Annotated in this window: 19 protein-coding genes; 6 read left to right on the forward strand and 13 right to left on the reverse strand. The window is 66.4% G+C overall.

Annotated elements, in window-relative coordinates; genetic code table 11:
- Positions 1–92: 92 nt before the first annotated feature.
- On the reverse strand, positions 93–2,888 hold the full coding sequence (gene ppc / locus Q4S45_RS05135) for a phosphoenolpyruvate carboxylase (protein ID WP_305509768.1): 2,796 nt from the start codon (positions 2,886–2,888) through the stop codon (positions 93–95).
- Between the two features lie 224 nt (positions 2,889–3,112).
- Between ppc and hemC the strand changes: the two genes are divergently transcribed.
- The 5 genes from hemC to ppa all read left to right on the forward strand — a co-directional run bounded on the left by hemC (position 3,113) and on the right by ppa (position 7,809).
- The gene (gene hemC / locus Q4S45_RS05140) at positions 3,113–4,018 is read left to right on the forward strand and encodes a hydroxymethylbilane synthase (RefSeq protein WP_305512052.1); all 906 of its coding nucleotides are present in this window, start codon (positions 3,113–3,115) and stop codon (positions 4,016–4,018) included.
- On the forward strand, positions 4,011–4,778 hold the full coding sequence (locus Q4S45_RS05145; protein ID WP_305509770.1) for a uroporphyrinogen-III synthase: 768 nt from the start codon (positions 4,011–4,013) through the stop codon (positions 4,776–4,778). The genes hemC and Q4S45_RS05145 overlap by 8 nt, the downstream gene beginning before the upstream one ends.
- Complete coding sequence (locus tag Q4S45_RS05150) at positions 4,775–5,887, forward strand: uroporphyrinogen-III C-methyltransferase (protein WP_305509771.1); 1,113 nt, start codon at positions 4,775–4,777, stop codon at positions 5,885–5,887. Before Q4S45_RS05145 ends, Q4S45_RS05150 begins: the two co-directional genes overlap by 4 nt.
- Positions 5,888–5,920: 33 nt before the next feature.
- Entirely contained in the window at positions 5,921–7,087 is a 1,167-nt protein-coding gene (locus tag Q4S45_RS05155; RefSeq protein ID WP_305512053.1) for a heme biosynthesis protein HemY, read from the forward strand.
- A gap of 182 nt (positions 7,088–7,269) precedes the next feature.
- Positions 7,270–7,809: an inorganic diphosphatase gene (gene ppa / locus Q4S45_RS05160; protein ID WP_305509773.1), complete on the forward strand. Its 540-nt coding sequence runs from the start codon at positions 7,270–7,272 to the stop codon at positions 7,807–7,809.
- An 82-nt stretch (positions 7,810–7,891) separates the two neighbouring features.
- Here ppa and Q4S45_RS05165 read toward each other — a convergent pair whose 3' ends face one another.
- From Q4S45_RS05165 to Q4S45_RS05215, 11 genes are all read right to left on the reverse strand, one after another.
- Positions 7,892–9,313: a PA domain-containing protein gene (locus tag Q4S45_RS05165; protein ID WP_305509775.1), complete on the reverse strand. Its 1,422-nt coding sequence runs from the start codon at positions 9,311–9,313 to the stop codon at positions 7,892–7,894.
- On the reverse strand, positions 9,300–9,719 hold the full coding sequence (locus tag Q4S45_RS05170) for a post-PEP-CTERM-1 domain-containing protein (RefSeq protein ID WP_305509777.1): 420 nt from the start codon (positions 9,717–9,719) through the stop codon (positions 9,300–9,302). Before Q4S45_RS05170 ends, Q4S45_RS05165 begins: the two co-directional genes overlap by 14 nt.
- A 158-nt stretch (positions 9,720–9,877) precedes the next feature.
- Positions 9,878–11,251 (reverse strand): cysteine--tRNA ligase, encoded by a 1,374-nt coding sequence (cysS, locus tag Q4S45_RS05175; protein WP_305509778.1) that lies wholly within the window; start codon positions 11,249–11,251, stop codon positions 9,878–9,880.
- A 359-nt stretch (positions 11,252–11,610) separates the two neighbouring features.
- Positions 11,611–11,892 (reverse strand): hypothetical protein, encoded by a 282-nt coding sequence (locus tag Q4S45_RS05180; protein WP_305509780.1) that lies wholly within the window; start codon positions 11,890–11,892, stop codon positions 11,611–11,613.
- Between the two features lie 132 nt (positions 11,893–12,024).
- Positions 12,025–13,092 carry a branched-chain amino acid ABC transporter permease gene (locus Q4S45_RS05185; protein ID WP_305509782.1) on the reverse strand — a complete coding sequence of 356 codons (1,068 nt, stop codon included), beginning with the start codon at positions 13,090–13,092 and terminating at the stop codon, positions 12,025–12,027.
- Between the two features lie 8 nt (positions 13,093–13,100).
- Positions 13,101–14,147, reverse strand: coding sequence for a branched-chain amino acid ABC transporter permease (locus tag Q4S45_RS05190; protein ID WP_305509784.1), 1,047 nt, complete (start codon positions 14,145–14,147; stop codon positions 13,101–13,103).
- A 10-nt stretch (positions 14,148–14,157) separates the two neighbouring features.
- Positions 14,158–14,886 (reverse strand): ABC transporter ATP-binding protein, encoded by a 729-nt coding sequence (locus Q4S45_RS05195; protein WP_305509786.1) that lies wholly within the window; start codon positions 14,884–14,886, stop codon positions 14,158–14,160.
- Complete coding sequence (locus Q4S45_RS05200) at positions 14,879–15,646, reverse strand: ABC transporter ATP-binding protein (protein ID WP_305509788.1); 768 nt, start codon at positions 15,644–15,646, stop codon at positions 14,879–14,881. The genes Q4S45_RS05195 and Q4S45_RS05200 overlap by 8 nt, the downstream gene beginning before the upstream one ends.
- A 1-nt stretch (position 15,647) precedes the next feature.
- Complete coding sequence (locus Q4S45_RS05205; RefSeq protein WP_305509790.1) at positions 15,648–16,823, reverse strand: substrate-binding domain-containing protein; 1,176 nt, start codon at positions 16,821–16,823, stop codon at positions 15,648–15,650.
- Between the two features lie 10 nt (positions 16,824–16,833).
- On the reverse strand, positions 16,834–17,577 hold the full coding sequence (gene fabG / locus Q4S45_RS05210; protein ID WP_305509792.1) for a 3-oxoacyl-ACP reductase FabG: 744 nt from the start codon (positions 17,575–17,577) through the stop codon (positions 16,834–16,836).
- A gap of 17 nt (positions 17,578–17,594) precedes the next feature.
- Positions 17,595–18,467 (reverse strand): alpha/beta fold hydrolase, encoded by an 873-nt coding sequence (locus Q4S45_RS05215; RefSeq protein ID WP_305509794.1) that lies wholly within the window; start codon positions 18,465–18,467, stop codon positions 17,595–17,597.
- Between the two features lie 201 nt (positions 18,468–18,668).
- Between Q4S45_RS05215 and Q4S45_RS05220 the strand changes: the two genes are divergently transcribed.
- The gene (locus tag Q4S45_RS05220) at positions 18,669–19,616 is read left to right on the forward strand and encodes a LysR family transcriptional regulator (protein WP_305509795.1); all 948 of its coding nucleotides are present in this window, start codon (positions 18,669–18,671) and stop codon (positions 19,614–19,616) included.
- Positions 19,617–19,658: 42 nt separating this feature from the next.
- Here Q4S45_RS05220 and Q4S45_RS05225 read toward each other — a convergent pair whose 3' ends face one another.
- Entirely contained in the window at positions 19,659–21,995 is a 2,337-nt protein-coding gene (locus Q4S45_RS05225) for a TonB-dependent receptor (protein WP_305509797.1), read from the reverse strand.
- Positions 21,996–22,072 lie beyond the last annotated feature (77 nt).

Consider the following 22,072-nt stretch of genomic DNA (forward strand, 5'->3'; position numbering starts at 1 on the left):
GGTCAGGTCCGCCGGACCTGACTCCGGCCTTTGGTCCGCGCCGCATGGATAACATGGGGTCAGGTTCTGCGAACCTGACCCCATTTTCATTGTTACCCCGTATTGCGCAGCCCCGCCGCCACGCCGTTGATCGACAAATGAATCCCGCGGTGAACGCGGTTGTCGACGTCGAGCGGCCCCCCCGCCTGCGCGCGGTGGCGCTGGATCAGTTCGACCTGCAAGTGGTTCAGCGGATCGAGGTAGGCGAAGCGGTTCTGGATCGAGCGCGCCAGCAGCGGATTGCCGGCCAGCCGCTCGTTGGCGCCGGTGATCGTCTCGAGGCAGCGCAGCGAGGCGCCATGCTCGTCGGCGATGCGCTTGAAGATGCGCTCGCGCAGCTCGACGTCCGGCACCAGCTCCGCGTAGCGCGAGGCGATCGGCAGGTCGGTCTTGGCCAGCACCATGTCCATGTTCGACAGCAGCGTGGCGAAGAACGGCCACTCGCGCACCATCGCCTGCAAGGTGGCGATGCGCTCTTCGCGCGGCCCTTCGTCGATCCACTCGCCGACGGCCGAGCCGAAGCCGTACCAGCCCGGCAGCAGCAGGCGGCACTGGCCCCACGAAAACCCCCAGGGAATCGCGCGCAGGTCTTCAATGCGGCGCGATGCCTTGCGCGAGGCCGGGCGCGAACCGAGATTGAGTTCGGCGATCTCGGCGATCGGTGTGGCGGCGAAGAAGTAGTCGGTAAAGCCGGGCGTCTCGTACACCAGGTTGCGGTAGGCCTTGTACGCGCGCTCGGACAGGTCGGCCATGACGGCCTCGAAGCCCGCCAGGCTGCCGCTGCCGGCCTGCGGCATCAGGCTCGCTTCGAGCGTGGCCGCCACCAGCAGTTCGAGGTTGCGCCGGCCGATCTCCGCGTTCGAAAACTTGGAGGCGATGATCTCGCCCTGTTCGGTCAGGCGGATCTGGCCGTTGACGGTGCCCGGAGGCTGCGCCAGGATCGCTTCGTAGCTCGGCCCGCCGCCGCGCCCGACGGTGCCGCCGCGGCCGTGGAACAGGCGGAGCTTGACCTTCGCGTCGGCGAACACCTTGACCAGGTCGATCTCGGCCTTGTACAGCTCCCAGTTGGAGGTCAGGAAGCCGCCGTCCTTGTTCGAGTCGGAGTAGCCGAGCATGACTTCCTGCAGCTGGCCCTGGCGGTCGATCAGCTGCTTCACCAGCGGCAGCGCCATCCACTCGCGCATGATGCCGGCCGCGCGCTGCAGGTCGGGAATCGTCTCGAACAGCGGAATGACCATCGCGTCGAGTTCGAGGCCTGCCGGGCGCAGCAGGCCGGTTTCCTTTTGCAGCAGCAGCACTTCGAGCAGGTCGGAGACGGTCTCGGTGTGCGAGATGATGTAGTTGCGGATCGCGCGCACGCCGTAGCGCTGGCGGATATCCTTCGCCGCGCGCAGGATCGACAGCTCGGTATTCGTCTCGTCGGAGTAGTCGGTGTACGGGGAAAACAGCAGGCGGGGCTGGGCCAGTTCGGCGAGCAGCAATTCGACCTTGCGCGCTTCGCTGGTCGAACCATACGATGGTTCGACTCCCGCGCGCGCGAAAAGTTCGGCCAATACGCGTTCGTGCACGTCGGAGGTCTGACGCATGTCAAGCGAAGCGAGATGGAAGCCGAAGATCTCGGCGGCGCGCTGCAAATGCGCCAGCCGCGGGTGCGCCAGCGTGGCGCCGTGGTGGTGCTGGAGCGAGTCGGCGATGGTCTTCAGGTCGGCGGAGAACGCGGCGGCGTCGCGATAGGCGTCGGCGTGGCCGACTTCCTTGCGCAGGATGTGGTTGGCGCCCAGCGCGCGCGCGGTCGAGGCCAGGCGCGCGTAGATGCCGATCAGGGCGCGGCGGTACGGCTCGTCGCTGCGGTGCGGCGACTGGTCGGGCGAGGCGTCGGCCAGCGCCTGCAGCGAGGAGTCGACACTGACCATCAAGGTCGATATCGACAGTTCGGCGCCCAGCGCATGCACTTCGTCGAGGTAGAAGTCGAGGATCGTGGTGGCGTGCTTGACCAGCGCCTGCTGCATCGTCTCGGCATTGACGTTGGGGTTGCCGTCGCGGTCGCCGCCGATCCAGCTGCCCATCTGGACGTACGAGGCGCCGGCCAGCGCGGCCGGCTTGGCGCCGAAGTGCGCGTTCAGTTCATCCTCGATGTCGTCGTACAGGGCAGGCAGTTCGCGCAGGAAGGTGATGCGGTAGTAGGACAGGGCGTTGTCGATTTCGTCGGCCACCGTCAGCTTCGAGTAGCGCAGCATGCGCGTCTGCCACAGCGTGGCGATGCGCGACTGGAGCAGCGCCAGGTTGGCCTTGCGCTCTTTCGGCGTGAGCGGCAGGTCGCGTTCGGCCAGCAGGCGCGCGATGTCGTGCTCGGCGTCGAGGATGGACTTGCGCTGCACCTCGGTCGGGTGGGCGGTCAGCACCGGCACGATCAGCGCGTCGCGGAAGAAGCCCTGCACCGTTGCGGCGCTGACGCCGGCCGCCCTGAGCTTGTCGATCGCGAAGCCGACGCTGCCTTGCTGCGGCTTCGAGCCGGCCAGCAGGTGCGCGCGGCGGCGGCGGATGTGGTGCTGGTCCTCGGCGATGTTGGCCAGGTGCGAAAAATACGAGAACGCGCGCACCACCGAGATGGTCTGTTCGCGCGTGAGCTTCTTGAGCAGGGTGGTGAGCTCCACGCCCGCCTCGGCGTCGTCGGTGCGGCGAAAGCGCACCGCGGTCTGGCGGATCGTCTCGACGACGTCGAACACCGCTTCGCCTTCCTGCTCGCGCAGCACGTCGCCGAGCAGGCGGCCGAGCAGGCGGATGTCTTCCTTGAGCGGCGCGTCCTTGTCGGCGCCGGGCGGGGCTTCGGTTGCAGCTGGATTGAGCATATCGACCATAAAAGTAAAAGTAAGTGCAAAGGCTTATGGCCAGGTTCTGCAAAGGGGCGGCATGATAAAATTTGTGATCTTATACATGGCCCGATAACTGGCATCGCCGGGGTGGGCTTACGACAGTGAAAGAATCCGATTTGAACGCAACTCAATTGCACGATACGCCTTCGCGGCAGCAGCCTGCGACCTTGATTATCGCGTCGCGCGAAAGCCGGCTGGCCATGTGGCAGGCCGAGCATGTGCGCGCCCAATTGTCTTTATTATATCCGCAGTGCAGGATCGAGATTCTCGGCATGACCACGCGCGGCGACCAGATCCTCGACCGCGCCCTGTCCAAGGTAGGCGGCAAGGGCCTGTTCGTCAAGGAGCTGGAAGTGGCGATGGCCGAAGGGCGCGCCGACCTGGCTGTCCATTCGCTCAAGGATGTGCCGATGGACCTGCCGGAAGGGTTCGAGCTGGCCGCCGTGATGGAGCGCGAAGATCCGCGCGACGCGTTCGTCTCCAACGACTACGCCAGCCTCGATGAACTGCCGCCCGGCGCGGTCGTGGGCACCAGCAGCCTGCGCCGCCAGTCGCTGATCGCGGCGCGCTATCCGCACCTGGTCATCAAGCCGCTGCGCGGCAACCTCGACACCCGCCTGGGCAAGCTCGATCGCGGCGACTACGCGGCCATCATCCTGGCCGCCGCGGGCCTGAAGCGCCTCGGCCTGCCGCAGCGCATCCGCGCGCTGATGGCGCCGGAACAGAGCCTGCCGGCCGCGGGGCAGGGCGCGATGGCGATCGAGGTCGTCTCCGGGCGCACCGACATCGACCTGCGCGCCGTGCTGGCGCCGCTGAACCACAGCGCCACCGCGCAGGCCGTGACGGCCGAGCGCACCGTGTCGAAGGTGTTCGGCGGCAGCTGCCAGATTCCGCTGGCGGCCTTCGCCACCGTCGACGGCGGCCAGATGCGCCTGCGCGCAATGGTCGCCACGCCGGACGGCAAGCGCACCGCCACCGCGGAAGCGAGCGGCCCGGCCGACGCGCCCGAGCAGCTCGGCCAGCAAGTGGCCGAGCTGCTGCAACAACAGGACGCGCACGCGATCCTGGCCGAGTGCAAGGCGCAGGCGGACGCCGCCGATGCCTGATCCGGTGGTGATCACCCGCCCGCGCGCGCAGGGCGAGGAGCTGGCGCGGCGCGTGCAGGCGCTGGGTTTCGAGGCGGAGCTGTTTCCACTGCTGGAAATCGATCCGCTGGCCGACCAGTCGGCGCTTGCGCGCGTGCTGGCCGGCGTGGCGGATTATTCTTTGGTGGCCTTCGTCTCGCCCAACGCGATCGAGGCCGCGTTCGCCCACATCGCGCGCTGGCCAGCCGGCGTGGCGCTGGCGGTGCTGGGCGATACCAGCCGGGCGTGCCTGGCCAGCCACGGCGTGGACGACGCCAATGCCAACATCTACAGTCCCCAGGGCGCGGCCAGCGACTCCGAACACCTGCTGCGCGCGATCGATCCGGCCGCGCTGGCGGGCAGGAAGGTGCTGATCGTGCGCGGCGAAACCGGTCGCGAGTTGATGGGCGAAGGCCTGCGCGCGGCCGGCGCCGAGGTCACCACGGTGGCGGCCTACCGGCGCCGCGTGCCGGCGCTGACGCCCGAACTCGGCGCCACCTTGAATCGCCTGCTGGCGCGCCGCAACGACTGGATCATCACCAGTTCGGAGGCGCTGCGCGGGCTGCTGGCGCTGGTGACGCAGCTGGGCGGCCAGGCCGCTGTGGAAAAAATGCAACAACAGCGGCTGATCGTGCCGCACGCCCGAATCGCTGAAACGGCAAGCGCCCTTGGCCTGTCCCGAATCACCCTCGCAGGATCAGGCGACGCCGCCCTGCTTGCCGCGTTACAATCACGAGCATGAACGAATTGCCTACATTACCAGAACAAAATCCGGCTCCCGCTCCCGTGCCGGCGCCTGCCGCGCCGCAGGCGGAAGAGAGCTTTACCGAACTGCTTCAGCGTCCGCTGTCGAAGGTGGCGATTGCCTTGCTGCTGCTGATCGCCGCGCTGGCGTGGTCGACCCACACCCGCTTCGGCCACCTGCGCCAGGAGATGGCGCGCAGCCTGCAGAAGGGCGAGGCGACCAATAACGAGACCATCGCGCTGGCGCGCCAGGTGTCGGAGCAGAACAAGGAACTGCAGGCCAAGGTGGCCGCGCTGGAAAGCCGCCAGAGCGAGGCGCAGAGCCAGCAGGTCGCGCTGGAAGCGCTGTACCAGGACCTGTCGAAGAACCGCGACGAATGGGCGCTGGCCGAGATCGAACAGGTGCTCTCGACCGCCAGCCAGCAGCTGCAACTGGCCGGCAACGTGCAGGGCGCGCTGATCGCGCTGGCCAACGCCGACCGTTCGCTGTCGCGCAGCGACAAGCCGCAGTTCATCACGATCCGCCGCGCGATCGCCCGGGACACCGACAAGCTCAAGGCGCTGCCTGGCATCGACGTGGCCGGCCTGGCGCTGCGCATCGACAGCGTGATCGGCGAGATCGACGCGCTGCCGATGCTGTCCGATTCGAAGCCGGTGGCGCCGTCGCAGCTGGCCAAGGCGCGCGTCAAGCCGGTGACCAAGCCGGGCGCGCCGGCGCCGGACGGCTTCGGCGCACGCCTGCAAAACGTCTGGACCAGCTGGACCGGCGAGATGTGGGACGAGGTGCGCCAGCTGATCCGCGTGCGCAGCGTCGACACGCCCGAGGCGCTGATGCTGTCGCCGAGCGAATCGTATTTCACCCGCGAGAACCTGAAGCTGCGCTTGCTTAACGCGCGCCTGGCCCTGTTGTCGCGCAACGAAGCGGCATTCCGCAGCGACCTGGCCAACGCGCAGGACACGCTGACGAAGTATTTCGACACCCGCGCGCGCTCGACCCAGTCGGCGCAGGCGGCGCTGCGCCAGGTCCAGGGCAATAACCTGGCGATCGACATGCCGACGCTGGCCGACAGCCTGAACGCCGTGCGCACCTACAAAGCGAAGCCTTAAGCCATGCGCCTCTTACTCTGGTTAGTCGCGCTGATGGCCACTGCCATCGGCATCGCTGTGACGGCGCGTTTCAATCCCGGTAATGTGGTGCTGTTCTACCCGCCGCACCGGATCGACCTGTCGCTCAATTTCTTCGTGGTGCTCGAAGTGCTGCTGTTCATGCTGGTGTACGCACTGGTGCGGACGTTCTACGCCACCACGAGCATGCCGGCACGGGTAGCCGCCTACCGCGCGCGCAAGCGCGAACGGGACGGCAACAAGGGGCTGCGCGACGCGCTCAAGGCGCTGTTCGAAGGCCGCTTCGGCCACGCCGAAAAAGCCGCCGCGCGCGCCGCCGAACTGCCGGAAAACGCCGGCCTGGCCGCGCTGATCGGCGCGCGCGCCGCGCACCGCATGCGCGAGCCGGCGCGCCGCGACAACTGGCTGTCCACCACCGCCAGCGACGCCAGCCTGAAGACCGCGCGCCTGATGACCGTCACCGAACTGCTGGTGGACGATCATCAGCCGGAAGCCGCGCTCGAGGCGGTGGCTGAACTCAATGCCAGCGGCACGCGCCACATCCATGCGCTGCAGTGGTCGATGAAGGCGCACCAGCAGGCCAAGAACTGGCCCGAGGTGCTGCGCCTGGTGCGTTCGCTCGACAAGCACAAGGCGCTGCACCCGGCACTGTCGGCGCGCCTGCGCGAGCTGGCCTACGACGCGCTGCTGTCGGATAACTCGCACGACGCCGAATCGATCCAGCGCGTGTGGGCGACCGTTCCCGCGGCCGACCGAATCAAGCCGTATATCGCCGCCCACGCGGCCACCGCGCTGAACGCGCGCGGCCTGCACGACGAGGCCCGCGGCACGGTGGAGGAAGCGCTGCGCGCCGAGTGGGACGACCGCGTCGTGCGCGCCTACCGCGAGGCTGCGGCGCCGGCCGGCACCCCGGCGCTGCTGGCGCAGATCGAAAACTGCGAGCAGTGGATCAAGCAGCGTCCGAACGACGCCGAGCTGGCGCTGACCCTGGGTTCGCTGTGCCTGAAGCAGAAGCTGTGGGGCAAGGCCCAGCGCTACCTGGAGCAGGCGCTGTCGGACGCGTCGGAGCCGCGCATGGTGCGCGAGTCGCACCTGAAGCTGGCGCAGATGCATGAAGCGCTCGGCCAGCACGACGAAGCCGCCGCCCATTTCCGCCAGTGCGCCTTGGCGAGCATCCTGTAAAAGGCTATCGTACCTGGGCTCGGCGCCCCCCGCGTCAGGTACCCATACCGGGCATGAGCCGTCGTGCGGCCTGCTCAGTATGGGTTCCTGCCTTCGCAGGAACGACAGGCGTTACTGCTGCGCCGCACAATCATCTTCCGCTATAATCACGCATCAACACCATCCGCAACGAAGGAATCCCCATGAGTTTGAACAAAGTCTCCGCCGGCCGCGACGTGCCGAACGATTTCAACGTCATCATCGAAATCCCGATGAACGCCGATCCGATCAAGTACGAAGTGGACAAAGAGTCCGGCGCGATTTTCGTCGACCGCTTCATGGGCACCGCGATGCACTATCCGTGCAACTACGGCTACGTGCCGAACACCATCGCCGACGATGGCGACCCATGCGACGTGCTGGTGATCACGCCGTTCCCGCTGATCCCTGGCGTGGTGGTGCGCTGCCGCGCGATCGGCGTGCTGAAGATGACCGACGAAGCCGGCGGCGACGCCAAGGTGCTGGCGGTCCCGGTCGACAAGATCCTGCCGATCTACAGCCACTGGCAGAAGCCGGAAGACATGCAGGACCTGCGCCTGCAGCAGATCCAGCACTTCTTCGAGCACTACAAGGACCTCGAGCCGGGCAAGTGGGTCAAGGTCGAAGGCTGGGGCGGTCCGGATGATGCGAAGGCCGAGATCGTGGCCGGCGTGGCAGCGTTCAACGCAGCCGAAAAGAAGTAATAGTCCGAGATGGGGTCGGGTCTTCGGGACCGGCCCCCTGAAAATGGGGCAAGGTCCGCGCGGCCTTGCCCCATTCTTGCGTTTACCAGCCGATGTCCTTCAGCAGCGAGAAGGTCAGGTCGGCCGGCGCGGTCACCTCGTGCGTCAGGTCGCCGTTGATCGCCGGCTCCATCAGCTGGTTATGCCTGGCGTCGGTGGTATAGTGCGACACCGTCGAACCCGGCGAGTACTCGGTCGGCGTGTACATCCTGATCCGGCTCGCGCCATCGGCGCCGGCCAGCTGCGCCGGGTTCACTCCGAGGCTGGCCATCACGCCCGAGCTGCCGGGGGGCCTTCCCGCAAGCGCTGCTTTCAGCTTCGCGCCCGACAACTGCGACACCCGCACGGCCGGTATCAAAATGCCCGGATCGCTCCCGCCCAGTCCGGACACCTCGGCCGGCTCATTGTCGGCCACCACCATGCCGATCGCGCCGGCTGCTTGCACGACCTTCGCCTTGTCGACGAAACCGCAGACGCCGCGGTCGACCAGCGCGATGTTGCCGCGCACCGCCGCCTGGTTCGCCGCGTCGAGCGGGGTGCATGCAAGCCCGGTCGCCGCGCCCTGATCGAGGACCTGCGCCAGCTGGCCGGCCACCGGTTTCATGCCCAGCGGCGGTCCGAACGACGCGTCGCCTACCGTGTAATTGCCGGCGGCGGGGCCGGCCGCGGGCCCGCTCACCATCAACATCGACATCGGCGACAGCGCCGCCGGCAGTGCCGCGGTAACCCCGGCGCCGGCCCACGACAGGCCGTTGCCGCTGATCGCCGACGCAGCGCGTTCCGTGTTGCTCATCTCGGCCCAGGTCTTGTTGCTGCGGTTGTCGAGCAGGTAGTGGTCCCAGACCGAGGGAAGGCCGTTCATCGGCTCGCCGGTCTGGCCGCTGGTGAAGGTCTGGAATCCGAGACCGTGTCCCAGTTCGTGCAGCAGCACGGTGACCAGGTCGATCTGGCTGCCGGCCTTGTTGTCCAGTCCCAGGTAGAAGCCGGAGCCGGGCATGCAGTCGGCGAACAGGCCGAGGCGCGAATTGAAGCGCGCGACGATGTGCGGAGCGGCCGGCGCCGTCTGGTCGACGCCGGCCAGCTTGGCGGCCAGCGCGGCCGGATACCAGGTGCCGCGCTTGATCGCACCGGGGAAGTCGGAGTAGACGTCGTTGGCGCCGGCCGACCCGAGCACCGCGCTGTCGGCGGTGCACGACAGCGCCTCGAAGGACGCGGCGACCCGGATCGGCACGCTGCTGGTCAGCGTCGCGCCCCAGATGTTGGCCGCGTGCTGGAACGCGATCAGGCGCTGCTGGCCCAGCGTGGTGCCGGCGTTGCCGCCGACCGGCGCGGCCGGAGTCGGATCGTTGAAGCCTTCGCCGGCGGCGTTGGTGTTGGCGATGGTGATGGTCGCCGCGGCCTGCGCCCCGCCGGCGACGCCGCATGCCAGCGCCAGGGTGAGCGCGATGCGCTTAACGGTCATCATGGCGCGTCTCCTTTCTGGTGAGCGCGGCGTCGGCCGCGTCGGCGCCGGTCACGCACTGCATGCCTACCTTGCCGGTTTCATCCCGGGTGACGACCGAGTACACCAGCGAGCGCTCGCCCAGGTGCTTGTGCAGCGTGCCGTCCTTGCGAATGACCACGGGCGCGGGCTCGGCCTGGCGCATCATCAGGTTGCGGCGCGCTTCCTGCGCCTGCAGCACCTTCACTTCGGCAGGGGTGGCGTTGCGCAGCTTGCCGGTCTGGGCGTCGCGCGCAACGACCATTCCTTCCTGCGCGTCCGCGGGGGCCTTGCCAACGGTCTCCTGCGGGACGGGGTCCGCCGCGTGGGCGCGCGGAATGGCGAGGGCGGCAAGCAGCGCAGACGCCAGCAAAGTCTTCGAAGTGTTCATGGAATGGCCTTTCGATCGAGTTGGCGCGTGACCGCGTTTTCTCGTTCCATGATATGGCTCGAAAAGCAACGAACATTGATATTTGTTTAATGAAATTCAGACACTGATGAGTTCGGCTGGAATCTGACCCCCGCGGATCAGACCCTGGTGGTCGCCGGCTATCGCGGTTCGGCGACCGTGCCTGCGGCGGTATCGCGCACGGCGAAGCCCTCTGCCTCGATATGTGCGCGCAAGGAATCGGCGTCAGCCCAGCGCTTTTCGGACCGGGCCAGGTCACGCGCCGCGATCAATGCCTGGACAGCCTGCGGAACCGTATGCGCCGCAGGAACCCAGCGATCCAGATTCAGGCCAAGGGTTTGATCGAGCCACGATATCGTCGCCTTTTGCACGTCGCCGGGCAGCGAAGACTTCAGGACCTCCCACATCAGCGCGAGCGCCTTTGCGGTGTTCAAATCGTGATTGAGCTCGGCCAGCATGGCCTCCTTATATGCCGGATCGGGCTGTCCTTCCGCCGGCAGCCTGTAGTACGCCTGTCGCAGGCGGCCGAGCGCCGTTTGCGCGGCATCGAGCGCATCCCACGAAAACGCCAGCGGAGAACGATAGTGGGCGGACAGCACCAGGTAGCGGTACGCCATCGGATCGAAGCCACGTTCCATCAGCGTCGCGAGCCGCAGGAAGCCACCGTCGGACTTGGACATCTTGTCGCCGCCTTCCAGCTTGAGGAACGCGCCGTGCAGCCAGTAGCGCGCCGGCGGATGGTCATGGCATGCCTCGTGTTGCGCGATTTCATTCGAGTGGTGGACGGAGATGTGATCTTCGCCGCCGATGTGGATGTCGAACAGCGCGCCCAGGTAGCGGGTGGACATGGCGGAGCATTCGATGTGCCAGCCGGGGAAGCCGCGGCCCCACGGACTGTCCCATTCCATCTGGCGCTGTTCGGCGCCGCTGAACTTCCACAGCGCGAAGTCGGTGAGGGAGCGCTTGTCGCCGATGTCGACGCGATGCCCGGCCTGCTGGCCCGCGATGTTCAGGCGCGCCAGGTGGCCATAGCGATCGAGGCGCTGCGTGTCGAAGTAAATTCCGTCGGCGGTCCGATACGAGAAGCCCTTGCGCTCGATCTCGGCGATGAACGCAATCTGCTCGGGGATGTGGTCGGTGGCGCGCGCCCAGACGGTCGGCGCCAGGATGTGCAGGTGCGCGAGGTCCTGCTCGAACGCCTTGGTGTAAAACTCCGCGATCTCCCACGCCGACTGCCTGGTGCGGCGGCTGCCCTTTTCCATCTTGTCCTCGCCGGTGTCCCCATCGGAGGTGAGGTGCCCGACGTCGGTGATATTGATGACGTGCGCGACTTCGTAGCCATTCATCGCCAGGACACGCCGCAAGGTGTCGCCGAACAGATAGGTGCGCAGATTGCCGATGTGGGCGTAGTCGTAGACGGTCGGTCCGCAGGCGTAAAGGCCCGCGCGGCCAGATTCGAGCGACCCGAAAGGACGCAGCTTGCGTTCATACGTATCGTATAGCTTCAACTCCATGTGGACTCCAAAAGCAAAAAGGCCACAGGAGACGATTCTCTCTGTGGCCGATAGAAAAACTGAGGGTGTGGGGGAACGCGATCAGCAGGCTTCTATGGCCCGCTGCGACATGCTGCAAAGTGGAAGGGTGTCTTGAACATGTCTGGATTGTAGCATGGGCAATCAGCGGTCAGACAGCGACAAGACTTTCGTTTTCAAGAACATAGTCGACGTCGACGTCATGCCCCGCGCCTCGCCGCCAGCCTTGTTTGGCCTAGAAGCGCTCGGCTCTCGTATCGCGGGTCATGGACAGTTTTACACTGCCGTGGCCTAGTTCTAACAGCCAGTCCACCGCCAGTTTGAGCAGCGCCTTGGCCAGATCAAACCGGTCCCCGCGCGCGCCGTTCATCCCTGAAGTTCAGATAGCAGTTCGCCGCAATGCAAGTCCAAAACGCGGTGGACGCGACAAAGACGGGAAACAACGGCAATACTCCGAACAAGCGATGCGCAGCCCAACAACCCAGCACCAGCACGAGCAGGAATCCGAACGGGATGCGCCACGCCCGGCGGATCGTCAGTGAAGCGCGTTTCACGAGGTGCAAATAGAGTATCGCCACGGCGGCAATTACCGCGATTGATACAAAAATGTCGTTGACGTTCATGTCCGCTTTATTGACTTCGGGAAGATGCAGCCACGATATCACGTTGCTTGAACCGAAAACGCGCACAAAATCACGGTGCTGAAAAACGGTCCTGCTCCCGCGATTTGTCGCGGCCGAGGATCAGGTATGACGCTATTTCGAGTGAACTGTCCCGCGCAGCTTGCCGACGATCCCGGTCGGGAAGAAGTAGATCGACAGCACGAACAGCACCCCGAGCCACAGCATCCAGCGGTCCGGATGAAGCGCATCGGACAGGATCGGAATGCCGGCCAGCGCCGGCGCGCTGTTCGCCATCAGCGTCTTCAAATAATTCTGCGCGACGATGAACAGGGCGGCGCCGATCACCGCGCCGTACATGGTGCCCATGCCGCCAATGACGACGATCAGCAGGATGTCGGTCATCACCTCGAAGCCGAGCATGGTCTTGGGCCCGACGTAGCGCAGCCACAGCGCCATCAGCGCGCCGGCCAGCGCCGCCACCAGTGCCGCCAGGCAGTTGGCCCAGATGCGGTAGACCATTGTCCGGTAGCCCAGCGCTTCGGCGCGGAACTCGTTCTCGCGGATCGCCTGCAGCACCCGGCCGAACGGCGAATTCACGAGCCGCAGCAGGAACAGGAACAATAGCAGGCAGCCGAAGAACACGATGTAGTAGGTAATTAGCTTGCCGTCGATGGCGCGGCCCGCGATCTCGTTTTCGATCAACCGGAAACCGGGCGACAGCAGTTCCGGCACGCTGAAGGTCTTGCCATCCTCGCCGCCGGTAAAGTCCGATAGCTGCGACGCCAACACGGCGAACGACGCCGCCACCGCCAGCGTGATCATGGCGTAGAAGATGGCGCGCACGCGCAGCGCGAACAGGCCGACGATCAGTGCCAGCACGATGGTCAGCATCAGCGCGAGCACGAGGCCCGTCGCCGCGCCGCTCCATCCCGGCGTGTCGCCGGACAGTCCCAGGCCGACGCCATACGCGCCGATCCCGAAGAACATGGTGTGCGCGAACGAGACGATGCCGGTGTAGCCGAGCAGCAGGTCGTACGACGCCACCAGCACGATATAGATGCAGATGGTGGCGGCGGTGTTGAGCGGCCGCGCGCCGGAGGTCAGGAAGGGCGCGAACGCCAGGCCGAGGAACACGGCGATCAGCGCGGCGCCAAGCACGCGGCTGCGCGGCAGGTCGCCGGAGAAGAGTTGGTTGATCATGGCAAGTCCTAGCGCCGTGCGTTGGAAAACAGGCCGGCCGGGCGCCACAGCAGCACGGCGATCATCAGGCCGATGTTCGATACCAGCGCCAGTTTCGGCGCAAGGAAGCCGGCGTAGTTGGCGACCAGCGCCATCAAGAGGGCGCCGATGAAGCAGCCGCCGACCGATCCGAGCCCGCCGATGATGATGACGATGAATATCATCACCATCACTTCGCTGCCCATCGAGGCGCTCAGCGTCTCCTTGTACAGGCCCCACATCACGCCGCCCAGTCCCGCCAGCGCGGAGCCGGCCGCGAACACCGCGACGAACAGGCGCCGCACGCGGTAGCCCAGCGCCTCGACCATCTCGCGGTTTTCGACGCCGGCACGAATCAAGAGGCCGATCTTGGTGCGGTTCAGCACCAGGAACATGGCCGCGAACACCACCAGCCCGACCGCCACCGCGACCAGCCGGTATTTTTCGATCGCCGCGTCGCCCAGCACGATGGCGCCGCGCAGGCTGGCAGGCAGCGGCAGCGCGATGTGCTCGGCTCCCCAGATCACGCTGATCAGCTGTTCGGCGACGATCATGCCGCCCATCGTGATCAGGATCTGCTTCAGGTGCTGGCCGTAGACCGGCATGATGATGACGCGCTCGAACGCCCACCCGAGCAGCGCGGTGACGAGCATCGCCACCAGCATCGCCAGCCCCAGCACACCGAGATTGAGCAGCAGCGAATCGGCTTCCAGCCAACCGTGCATCGGCAGCAGCACCATCGTGGCCGCGTAAGCGCCGACTGCGACAAACGCGCCATGGCCGAAATTGAGCACGTCCATCAGGCCGAACACCAGCGTCAGGCCGCTCGACATAATGAAGATCATCATGCCCATCGCCAGGCCGGCGACGGTGAGCGTGATCCAGGTCGGAAAGCTGCCTACCAGCGGCAGCATCGCCAGCATCAGGGCGGGGACCAGCAGCAGCGGGGCGATGTCGCGCCTGGCCGCCGGCAGCGCGGCGTCCGGCGCGGCGGGCAGAATTCCCTTCGGCAGGGTCGGAGGAAGTACGGAAGTCATGGCGCAGGTCCTATTGGTGCGCGTCGAGCGAGAGCCCGAGCAGGCGCTGTTGCAGTTCGTCGTCCTCGACCAGGTCGCGCATGGCGCCGGCGTGCACGATGCGGCCGTCGTCCATCACCGACACGGTGTCGCCGAGCGATTTGACGAAGCTGAAATTCTGCTCGACCAGCAGGATGGTGGTGGTTTCCTTCAGTTCGCGGAAGGCGGCGATCAGGCTCTGGATGATGGCCGGCGCCAGGCCCTTGGTCGGCTCGTCCACCAGCAGCAACTTGCGCGGCTCGACGATCGCGCGGGCGATCGCCACCATCTGCTTCTGGCCGCCGGACAGGTTGCCGGCCGGGTAGTGCCAGAATTTTTTCAGCGCCGGGAAGAAGCCGAAGATCCATTCGACGCGGGCGTCGTCGAGCGGGCCGCTGCGCGCGGCCAGCAGCAGGTTCTCGCGCACGGTCAGGTCGGAGAACACCGCCATCGATTCAGGCACGTAGGCGATGCCGGCCTGCGCGATGTCCGGCGTGGAGACCTTGCCGATCTCGCGGCCGTCGAAATTGATGTTGCCGGCGCTGGCCTGCCATAGTCCCATGATGGTGCGCAGCGTCGTGGTCTTGCCGGCGCCGTTGCGGCCCAGCAGGACCGACAGGCCTCCGCGCGGCACTACCAGGTCGACGCCTTGCAGGATGTGGTATTCGCCGATGTGGGTGTGGACGCCGGAGAGCGTCAGGATCGGTTCCTTGTCATGCATGTTCGGGTGTTCCCAGATAAGCTTCCTGCACGATCTTCGACGACATCACCTCGGCCGGCGCGCCGTCGGCGACCAGCGCACCGTTGTGCAGCACGATGATGCGGTCGGCCAGCCGGCGCACAACGTCCATCTTGTGCTCGACCAGCAGGATGGTCTTGTTGCGCTCTTCCTTCACTTGGGCGATCAGGTCCAGCACCACCGGCACTTCGTCAACGCTCATGCCGGCGGTCGGCTCGTCGAACATCATCACCGCCGGTTCCAGCGCGAGCAGGATCGCCACCTCCAGCTTGCGCTTGTCGCCGTGCGACAGCGCCGCCACGCGCATGTCGCGCTTGCCGGCGAGTGCGACGCGTTCGAGGTAATGGCCGGCGCGCTCGATCAGGTCCTTGTGGCCGGACCAGACCGAGAACATGTTCATGCCCACGCCCGCGCGGCTCTGGACCGCCAGGCGCACGTTCTCGATCACCGACAGGTTGGGGAACAGGTTGGTGAGCTGGAAGGCGCGGCCGATGCCGAGCCGGGTACGCCGCGCGGCGCCGTGCCTGGTGACGTCGGCGCCGCCGAAGTGCACGCTGCCTTCGGTCGCCGCCAGCTGCCCCGACATCAGGTTGAAATAGGTGGTCTTGCCGGCGCCGTTCGGGCCGACGATGACGGTCAGCGTGCCGGGATAGAAGTCGGCGGTGACGTGATCGACCGCGACGTGGCCGCCGAAGCGGATGGTCAGGTCGCGGGTCGACAGCGAGGGACTGCGTTCGCTCATGTCAGCGCTTGTTCTTCACGGGCAGCGGAATCTCGCTGGCCGGGATCTCGCGCACCAGTTCGAGCAGGTCCCACTCGCTCTTCTGGTCCTTCTTGATGCGGAAGTGGTACATCGGCTGCAGCGCCTGGTGGTCCGCCTTGCGGAAGGTCATCTTGCCCTTCGGCGTATCGAAATCCATGCCCTCCATCGCCGCGATCAGCTTCTCGGTGTCGCCGGAACCGGCCTTGGTCAGCGCCGTGACCACCGCGCTGGCGGCGGCGAAACCGCCGGCGGTAAACATGTCGGGCGGCGCCTTGTAGCGCTTGGTGTGCTCGGCGACCAGCCAGTCGTTCATTTTGTTCTTCGGGAAGGCATAGTAATAATAGATGGTGCCCTCGGTGCCGGCGAAGTTCTTCCAGGTCTTCATCACCGGCAGGATGTTCCCGCCCGGCGCCAGCACGATGCCGTAACGCTCCGGCTTCATGTCGGCGAGTTTGTTCATCGGGCTCGGGCCGGCCCATACGATGGTCAGCACGCGCGGCTGCGGCTTGTCCTTCAATGCGTCGAACAGGCGCTGCGCCGATGCGGTGAAGTCGGTCGTGGCCTGCGGCGCGTATTCCTCGTGCACCACCTTCGCCTTGCTCTTGACCGCCACCAGCGCCTCCTTGGCCGCCTTCACGGCGTCGCGGCCGAAGGCGTAGTCCTGGGCCAGGAAGCCGTAGCTGCCGCTCGGCGCGATCGTCGCGGCGGCCATCGCATCCTGCATCGAGCTGCGCGCGGTGCGGAAAACGTAGCGGTTCCACTTGTCGCCGGTGATCGCATCGGCCACCGCCGGCTCGACCACCAGCACCTTCTTGTATTCGGCCGCCACCGGCAGCATCGCGATGGCCGAGCCCGACGAACTGGTGCCCACCGCGATGTCCACCTTGTCGTCGCCATAGGCTTCGGCCAGCAGGGTGCGTCCCATGTCCGGCTTGCTCTGGTCGTCCTTGACGATCACCTTCAGCTTGCGGCCGTTGATCTCCATCTTCCCGCCGGTCAGGTACTCAAGGCCCATCAGGAAGCCGGTCTCGGTCTCCTTCGCATACGGCTCGAGCGCGCCGGTCTTGCCGGCGATGAGCGCGATCTTCAGGTCGGCGGCGGATGCGAGCGCCGGCGCGAAGGCAGCGGCAATCAGGATGGGCAGCAGTTTTTTCATGTGGTCTCCGTCATAGTGTCAGGCCGCCCGTCACTTCGAGCGTGGCGCCGTTAATGTAGCTTGCTTCGGACGATAGCAGGAACACCGCCGCTGCGGCGATCTCGCGCGGCTGTCCCATGCGTTTTTGCGGTATCTGCGACACCATCTCGTCGATCACGCGATGCGGCATCTTGCCGAGGATCGGCGTTTCGATGAAGCCGGGGCAGATGGCGTTGCTGCGCACGCCTTTGCGTCCCAGCTCGCGCGCCCAGGTGCGGCTCATTCCGAGCACGCCGGCCTTGGCCGCGGCGTAATTGGTCTGGCCGAAATTGCCCGACAGGCCGACGATCGACGAGATGTTGACGATCGCGCCGGCGCTTGCCAGCAGCGCATCGACGCTGGCGCGGGTGCAGTTGAACACGCCCTTGAGGTTGATGCCGATGACGCGGTCCCACTGCGCCTCGGTCATTTTCGCCAGCTGGGCGTCAGCCACCACGCCGGCGTTGTTCACCAGGCCGTCGATGTGGCCGAAGCGCGCCAGCGTGGCCTTGACCGCGTCGTGCACGGCCGCGAGGTCGGAGACGTCGACGATGAAGCCGGCCGCCTGCGCGCGCGGGGCGCGGTCGGCGATCCGTTCCAGCGCGCCGGCGATGGCGTCGGCCTGGTAGTCCCAGACCGCGACGCTGGCGCCGTTTTCCGCGCAGCGCTCGGCGATCGCCAGGCCGATGCCCTGCGCGCCGCCGGTGACGATGACGACCTTGCCCGCAAGGTTCATGGATGCGCCGTGCCCGTTCAATCTACGCTCCCGAGAAAGTCGCGCAGCGCCAGTTGCGCCGCCGGTTCGGTCAGCATCGGCGCGTGGCCGACGTTGGGCACTTCGGCGTAGGCCATGGCCGGCGCGGACGCGCGCATCAGCGCCACCTGCTCCGGCTCGACCAGGTCGGACAGCGCGCCGCGGATCAGCAGGGTGGGGCGGCGGCGCGCCAGGCGGCGGAACGCAAACCGCGCCAGCAGCGAGCTCGGTTTGACCGCGCCGCCGCGGATCGCGATGCCGATGTCGGGGTCGTAGTTCATGACCAGCTGGCCGGGAGCCGTCTCGCGGAAGGCGCGGCGCGCCCACTTGTACCAGTCGTCGGCAGTGTTGTCGGGGAAGGCGACTGCGTTGATGGCGCGTACGTGCGCGGCGGCGTCTTCCCACGAGCCGATGGCCTCGACCTTGCCGGCGTAACCGGCGATGCGCTGCAGGCCGCGCACCGACAGCGCCGGGCCGACGTCGTTCAGAACGGCCGCGCCGATCAGGTGCAGGTGGCGCATCGCCAGGGTCATCGTGATCAGGCCGCCCATCGAGGTGCCGACGAAGACGGCGCGCGCGATGCCCAGGTCGTGCGCCAGCTTGACGATGTCGTCGGCGTAGACCATCAGGTTGTAGTGGCTGGGGTCGGGATCGTAGTCGGAGTGGCCGCGCCCGCGCACGTCCACCGCCAGCACGCGCCGGCCCTGGGCGGCGATCCATGGCGCCACCTCGTCGAAGTCGGCCGAATTGCGCGTCAGCCCGTGGATGCAAATGACGGGCAGCCGCGCCGGGCCGCTGGCCGGGGCGTAGTCGCGCGCGAACAGGCGCAGTCCATCGGTGCTTTTGAAGCTTGTCTCGGTGTGGTTGGACACATGCGCCCCGTGTGATGGGTTTCTCGTTAGGCAGCAGTGTGCGCCAAAAGGCAGCCGTGCGAAAGGCAAGGCAGCGCCCAACCTTTGTGCATTAATGCACAGCCCGCGCGACCCTGTCTGCTGCAGCGCAATGACGAAACACGTCACGCCGCGCCATGAAGCGATTGCCTTACGGTTGTGCACTGATGCACAATAGGCCGCATGAAAACCTTGCCTGAATGGACAGACCTGCGGTTCTTCCTCGAGCTGGCGCGCGCCGGCACCCTGTCCGGCGCATCGCGCGGGCTGGAGGTGGAGCACACCACGGTGGCGCGCCGCATCGACCGCCTCGAAGTGCAGCTGGGATCGACCTTGTTCGACCGTTCGCGCGAGGGCTACGAGCTGACCGAGATGGGGCTGGCGCTGCTGCCGCACGCCGAAGTGATGGAAAGCGCGGCGCTGGCGGCGCAGGATCAGCTCTCCGGCAACCAGGTCGAAGTGCGCGGCGTGGTGCGCCTCGGCGTGCCCGAGGTGCTGGGCGTGCGCGTGATCACGCCGCTGCTGGCGCGCTTCCTGGCCGACCATCCGGACCTGTCGATCGACCTGCTGGTGCAGCCGCGCTTTGCCAACCTGGCCAACCGCGAGGCCGACCTGGGCGTGACGCTGGACGCGCCCAACACCGGTCGCTACATGGTGACGCGGCTGGCGTCGTTCCGGCTGTATTTATATGGTTCGCCGGCCTACCTGGCGCGGCATCCGCCGATCCTGCGCCAGTCCGACCTGGCCGAGCACGACTTCGTCGATTACGTGCAGGACCGCCTGGCCAGCAATGAGCTCAATTTCCTCGACGCGCTCGGGTTCACTCCGAAGCGGCGCCTGTGCTGCACCGGCATGATGGCGCAGGCCGAAGCCGCTGCCGCGGGTCTGGGACTGATGATGGCGCCGCCGTATGTGATTCCGGACGACGGGCGGCTGGTGCCGATCCTGCAGGACGAAGTGTTCGCCGAGCGCGCGTACTGGATGGTGGCGCCGGTGGACCTGTACCGGCTGCCGCGGGTGAGGGCGGTGTGGAACCTGCTGCGCGAGTATGCCGATGCGCAGCCGGAGCTGTTCGTCCATGGTGGCGCGCAGGCCGCAAAAAAAACATGGGGCCAGGTCCAGCGGACCTGACCCCGGGATGCCGGCGGCGCGGGAACACCCGCGCCGCGTCCCTTAGAACTTCATGTTGACCGTCGCCTTGATGGTGCGCGGATCGCCGTAGAACGTGGTGATCGAGTTGAAGAACGCGCCGAACGGATAGCCGGCCACCTTGTAGCGCTTGTCGCCCAGGTTGCGCCCGTGGATGCCCACCTGGACCTTGCGGTCCGACCGGGTCCAGACCATGCCCGCGTCATACAGGGTATAGCCATCCTGCGCCAGCATCAGGTTCTGCGGCACCACCACGTCGAGCGCCGCGATACCCGTGTTGCGGATGATCTCGGCCTGGTACACCTTGCTCTTGTACGAGGCGCCGCCCATGAACGAGATCGTGCCGGAGCGGCCCGCCATCGTCATCGGCATGTCGTAGGACGCCGACAGGTTGGCCGCGTTCTTCGGCGTGTTCTGGAATTCGGCCATGCCTGCGATATTGATCAGGCCCGTGCCGTTGGCGACCATCCACTCCTTGTACTTGGCGTCGATATGGCTGTACATGGCCGACAGGTTCAGGGCCGACGTCACGTGCGCCACTGCTTCGAGTTCGATGCCCGAGATCTTGGCCTTGCCGGCGTTGGTCAGCGAGCCGGCAAAACCGGTCACCACACCGGCCGAGTTGTAAGTGGCCAGCGAGCCGGGAATCTGAATGTTCTTGTAGTCGGAGTAGAAGATCGCCGCGTTGGTCTGGAAGCGGCCGCCCATCATGGCCGACTTGATGCCCAGTTCGAACGAGTTCACCTCTTCCGGATTGACGCCCTGGCGCTTGGTCATCGATGCCGCGGTGGTCGGGCCGCCGGTGGCGGCGAGATCCATGCGCGGATCGAACATGCCGCCCTTGAAGCCTTGCGACAGCGTGCCGTACATGTTGTGCTCGGGCGCGAACTTCCAGCCGAAGCCCAGTTTCGGCGTGAACTTGGTGTCGGTGCGGTGCAGGTCGTCCTTGCCCAGGTCCGTGTTCGCCGCGCCGCCGACCGCGGCCGGATTGCCCAGCGTCGGCGAGCCGGCCAGGCCCAGGTAGGTCTTCTTGAAGATGCGCGCGCGGCGCTCGTCATGGGTGTAGCGGCCGCCCAGGGTGACGCTGAAGGTGCTCGAGACGTTGTAGTTGGCGTCGGCGAACGCGGCCCAGGTCCTGGTGTCGATGTCGTCCATCGTGTACAGCGACAGGCCGCCGGCGGCGTTATACAGCACGTCGAATTCGTTGAACGCGTTGGCCTTCATGTAGAACAGGCCCGCCACGCCCTGCAGGCGATCGCCGGACAGGGTGAACTGGAATTCCTGGCTGTCCTGCTTGTCGCGGTAAATGGTCGGCGCTTCCCACGACGCGGTGTTGAGCGAGTCGAAATCGATCGGCGCGAAGGTGTCCGAGCCGCGGTGCGCGGTGATCGACTTGAACGACAGCGTCGGGCTCATGGTGTAGTCGACCAGCAGCGAGGCGCCCCTGGTGATCACCTGCTGGTCGTGGCCGTTGACCTTGTACAGGTTGGCGCGGGTGTTGTAGTCGCCGGCCAGCGGCGGCAGGTTGTCGGGCGCCGGGCCTGGGGTCAGGCGATAGCCCTGGCGCGGATTCGAGTCGTCCACGGTGCGGTCGGCGGCAACCCGGATGAACAAGTCGCTGTTCGGTGTCGCTTCGATGCTGACGCGGCCGGCCGCGACGTTCTTGTCGTAGTTTTCCTTGCCGTTGACGACGTTCTTGCCGAAACCGTTGTGGTTGAAGGTTGCGGCGGTGGCGCCGATGCGCACCGTGTCCGACACCGGCACGCTGCCCTTGAGGACCAGATCCTTCTCGTGCCAGCTGCCGAGGGTGGCCTTGACATCGAACGTCATCGTCGGCGCCAGCTTGCGGGTGACGTATTTGACGGCGCCGCCGATGGTGTTGCGGCCGTACAGCGTGCCTTGCGGGCCGCGCAGGATCTCGATGCGTTCGAGGTCGTAGATGTCGGTCAGCGCGCCTTGCGGGCGGGCCAGGTAGATGTCGTCGAGGTAGATGCCGACGCCTTGCTCGTAGCCGGCCACCGGGTCCTGCTGGCCGACGCCGCGGATAAAGGCGGTCAGCGTGGTGTTGGTGCCGCGCGAGGTTTTCAGGGTGGTGTTCGGGACCGTGTCCGCCACCGCGGCGAGGTCGGGGATGGCCTGCTTTTCCATTTGGGCGCCGGAGATCGCGGTGACCGACCCTGGCACGTCCTGGATCAGTTCCGCGCGGCGGCGCGCGGTAACGATCACCTTATCGAGCTCGCGGGTGGCGCTTTCTTCGGTCGTGACTTGCGCGTATGCCGTTGACCACGACACGGCGGGAATCGCCATGATGGCAGCGACGGACCGGCGCAGCATTGTCTTCTGTTTGTTCGACATACGCATTACAGTCTCCTCTGGTTTATGTTCTTGTATGCGTGCTTATACGCATTGCAATAGAGTGTGCCGCGTTTATCTGTTGA

The organism is Massilia sp. R2A-15 (assembly GCF_030704305.1).
Classification (GTDB): domain Bacteria; phylum Pseudomonadota; class Gammaproteobacteria; order Burkholderiales; family Burkholderiaceae_D; genus JAFCUW01.

Coding starts and splice junctions, on each gene's coding strand:
- fabG (WP_305509792.1), bottom strand. CDS start 17,577: ATGAACCTTGCGGGCAAGGTCGTCATCGTCACCGGCGGCGCGCAGGGC.
- ppc (WP_305509768.1), bottom strand. CDS start 2,888: ATGCTCAATCCAGCTGCAACCGAAGCCCCGCCCGGCGCCGACAAGGAC.
- Q4S45_RS05165 (WP_305509775.1), bottom strand. CDS start 9,313: ATGATGACCGTTAAGCGCATCGCGCTCACCCTGGCGCTGGCATGCGGC.
- Q4S45_RS05225 (WP_305509797.1), bottom strand. CDS start 21,995: ATGCGTATGTCGAACAAACAGAAGACAATGCTGCGCCGGTCCGTCGCT.
- Q4S45_RS05200 (WP_305509788.1), bottom strand. CDS start 15,646: ATGAGCGAACGCAGTCCCTCGCTGTCGACCCGCGACCTGACCATCCGC.
- Q4S45_RS05205 (WP_305509790.1), bottom strand. CDS start 16,823: ATGAAAAAACTGCTGCCCATCCTGATTGCCGCTGCCTTCGCGCCGGCG.
- Q4S45_RS05150 (WP_305509771.1), top strand. CDS start 4,775: ATGAACGAATTGCCTACATTACCAGAACAAAATCCGGCTCCCGCTCCC.
- Q4S45_RS05190 (WP_305509784.1), bottom strand. CDS start 14,147: ATGACTTCCGTACTTCCTCCGACCCTGCCGAAGGGAATTCTGCCCGCC.
- cysS (WP_305509778.1), bottom strand. CDS start 11,251: ATGGAGTTGAAGCTATACGATACGTATGAACGCAAGCTGCGTCCTTTC.
- Q4S45_RS05185 (WP_305509782.1), bottom strand. CDS start 13,092: ATGATCAACCAACTCTTCTCCGGCGACCTGCCGCGCAGCCGCGTGCTT.
- ppa (WP_305509773.1), top strand. CDS start 7,270: ATGAGTTTGAACAAAGTCTCCGCCGGCCGCGACGTGCCGAACGATTTC.
- Q4S45_RS05195 (WP_305509786.1), bottom strand. CDS start 14,886: ATGCATGACAAGGAACCGATCCTGACGCTCTCCGGCGTCCACACCCAC.
- Q4S45_RS05180 (WP_305509780.1), bottom strand. CDS start 11,892: ATGAACGTCAACGACATTTTTGTATCAATCGCGGTAATTGCCGCCGTG.
- Q4S45_RS05155 (WP_305512053.1), top strand. CDS start 5,921: ATGGCCACTGCCATCGGCATCGCTGTGACGGCGCGTTTCAATCCCGGT.
- Q4S45_RS05145 (WP_305509770.1), top strand. CDS start 4,011: ATGCCTGATCCGGTGGTGATCACCCGCCCGCGCGCGCAGGGCGAGGAG.
- hemC (WP_305512052.1), top strand. CDS start 3,113: ATGTGGCAGGCCGAGCATGTGCGCGCCCAATTGTCTTTATTATATCCG.
- Q4S45_RS05170 (WP_305509777.1), bottom strand. CDS start 9,719: ATGAACACTTCGAAGACTTTGCTGGCGTCTGCGCTGCTTGCCGCCCTC.
- Q4S45_RS05220 (WP_305509795.1), top strand. CDS start 18,669: ATGAAAACCTTGCCTGAATGGACAGACCTGCGGTTCTTCCTCGAGCTG.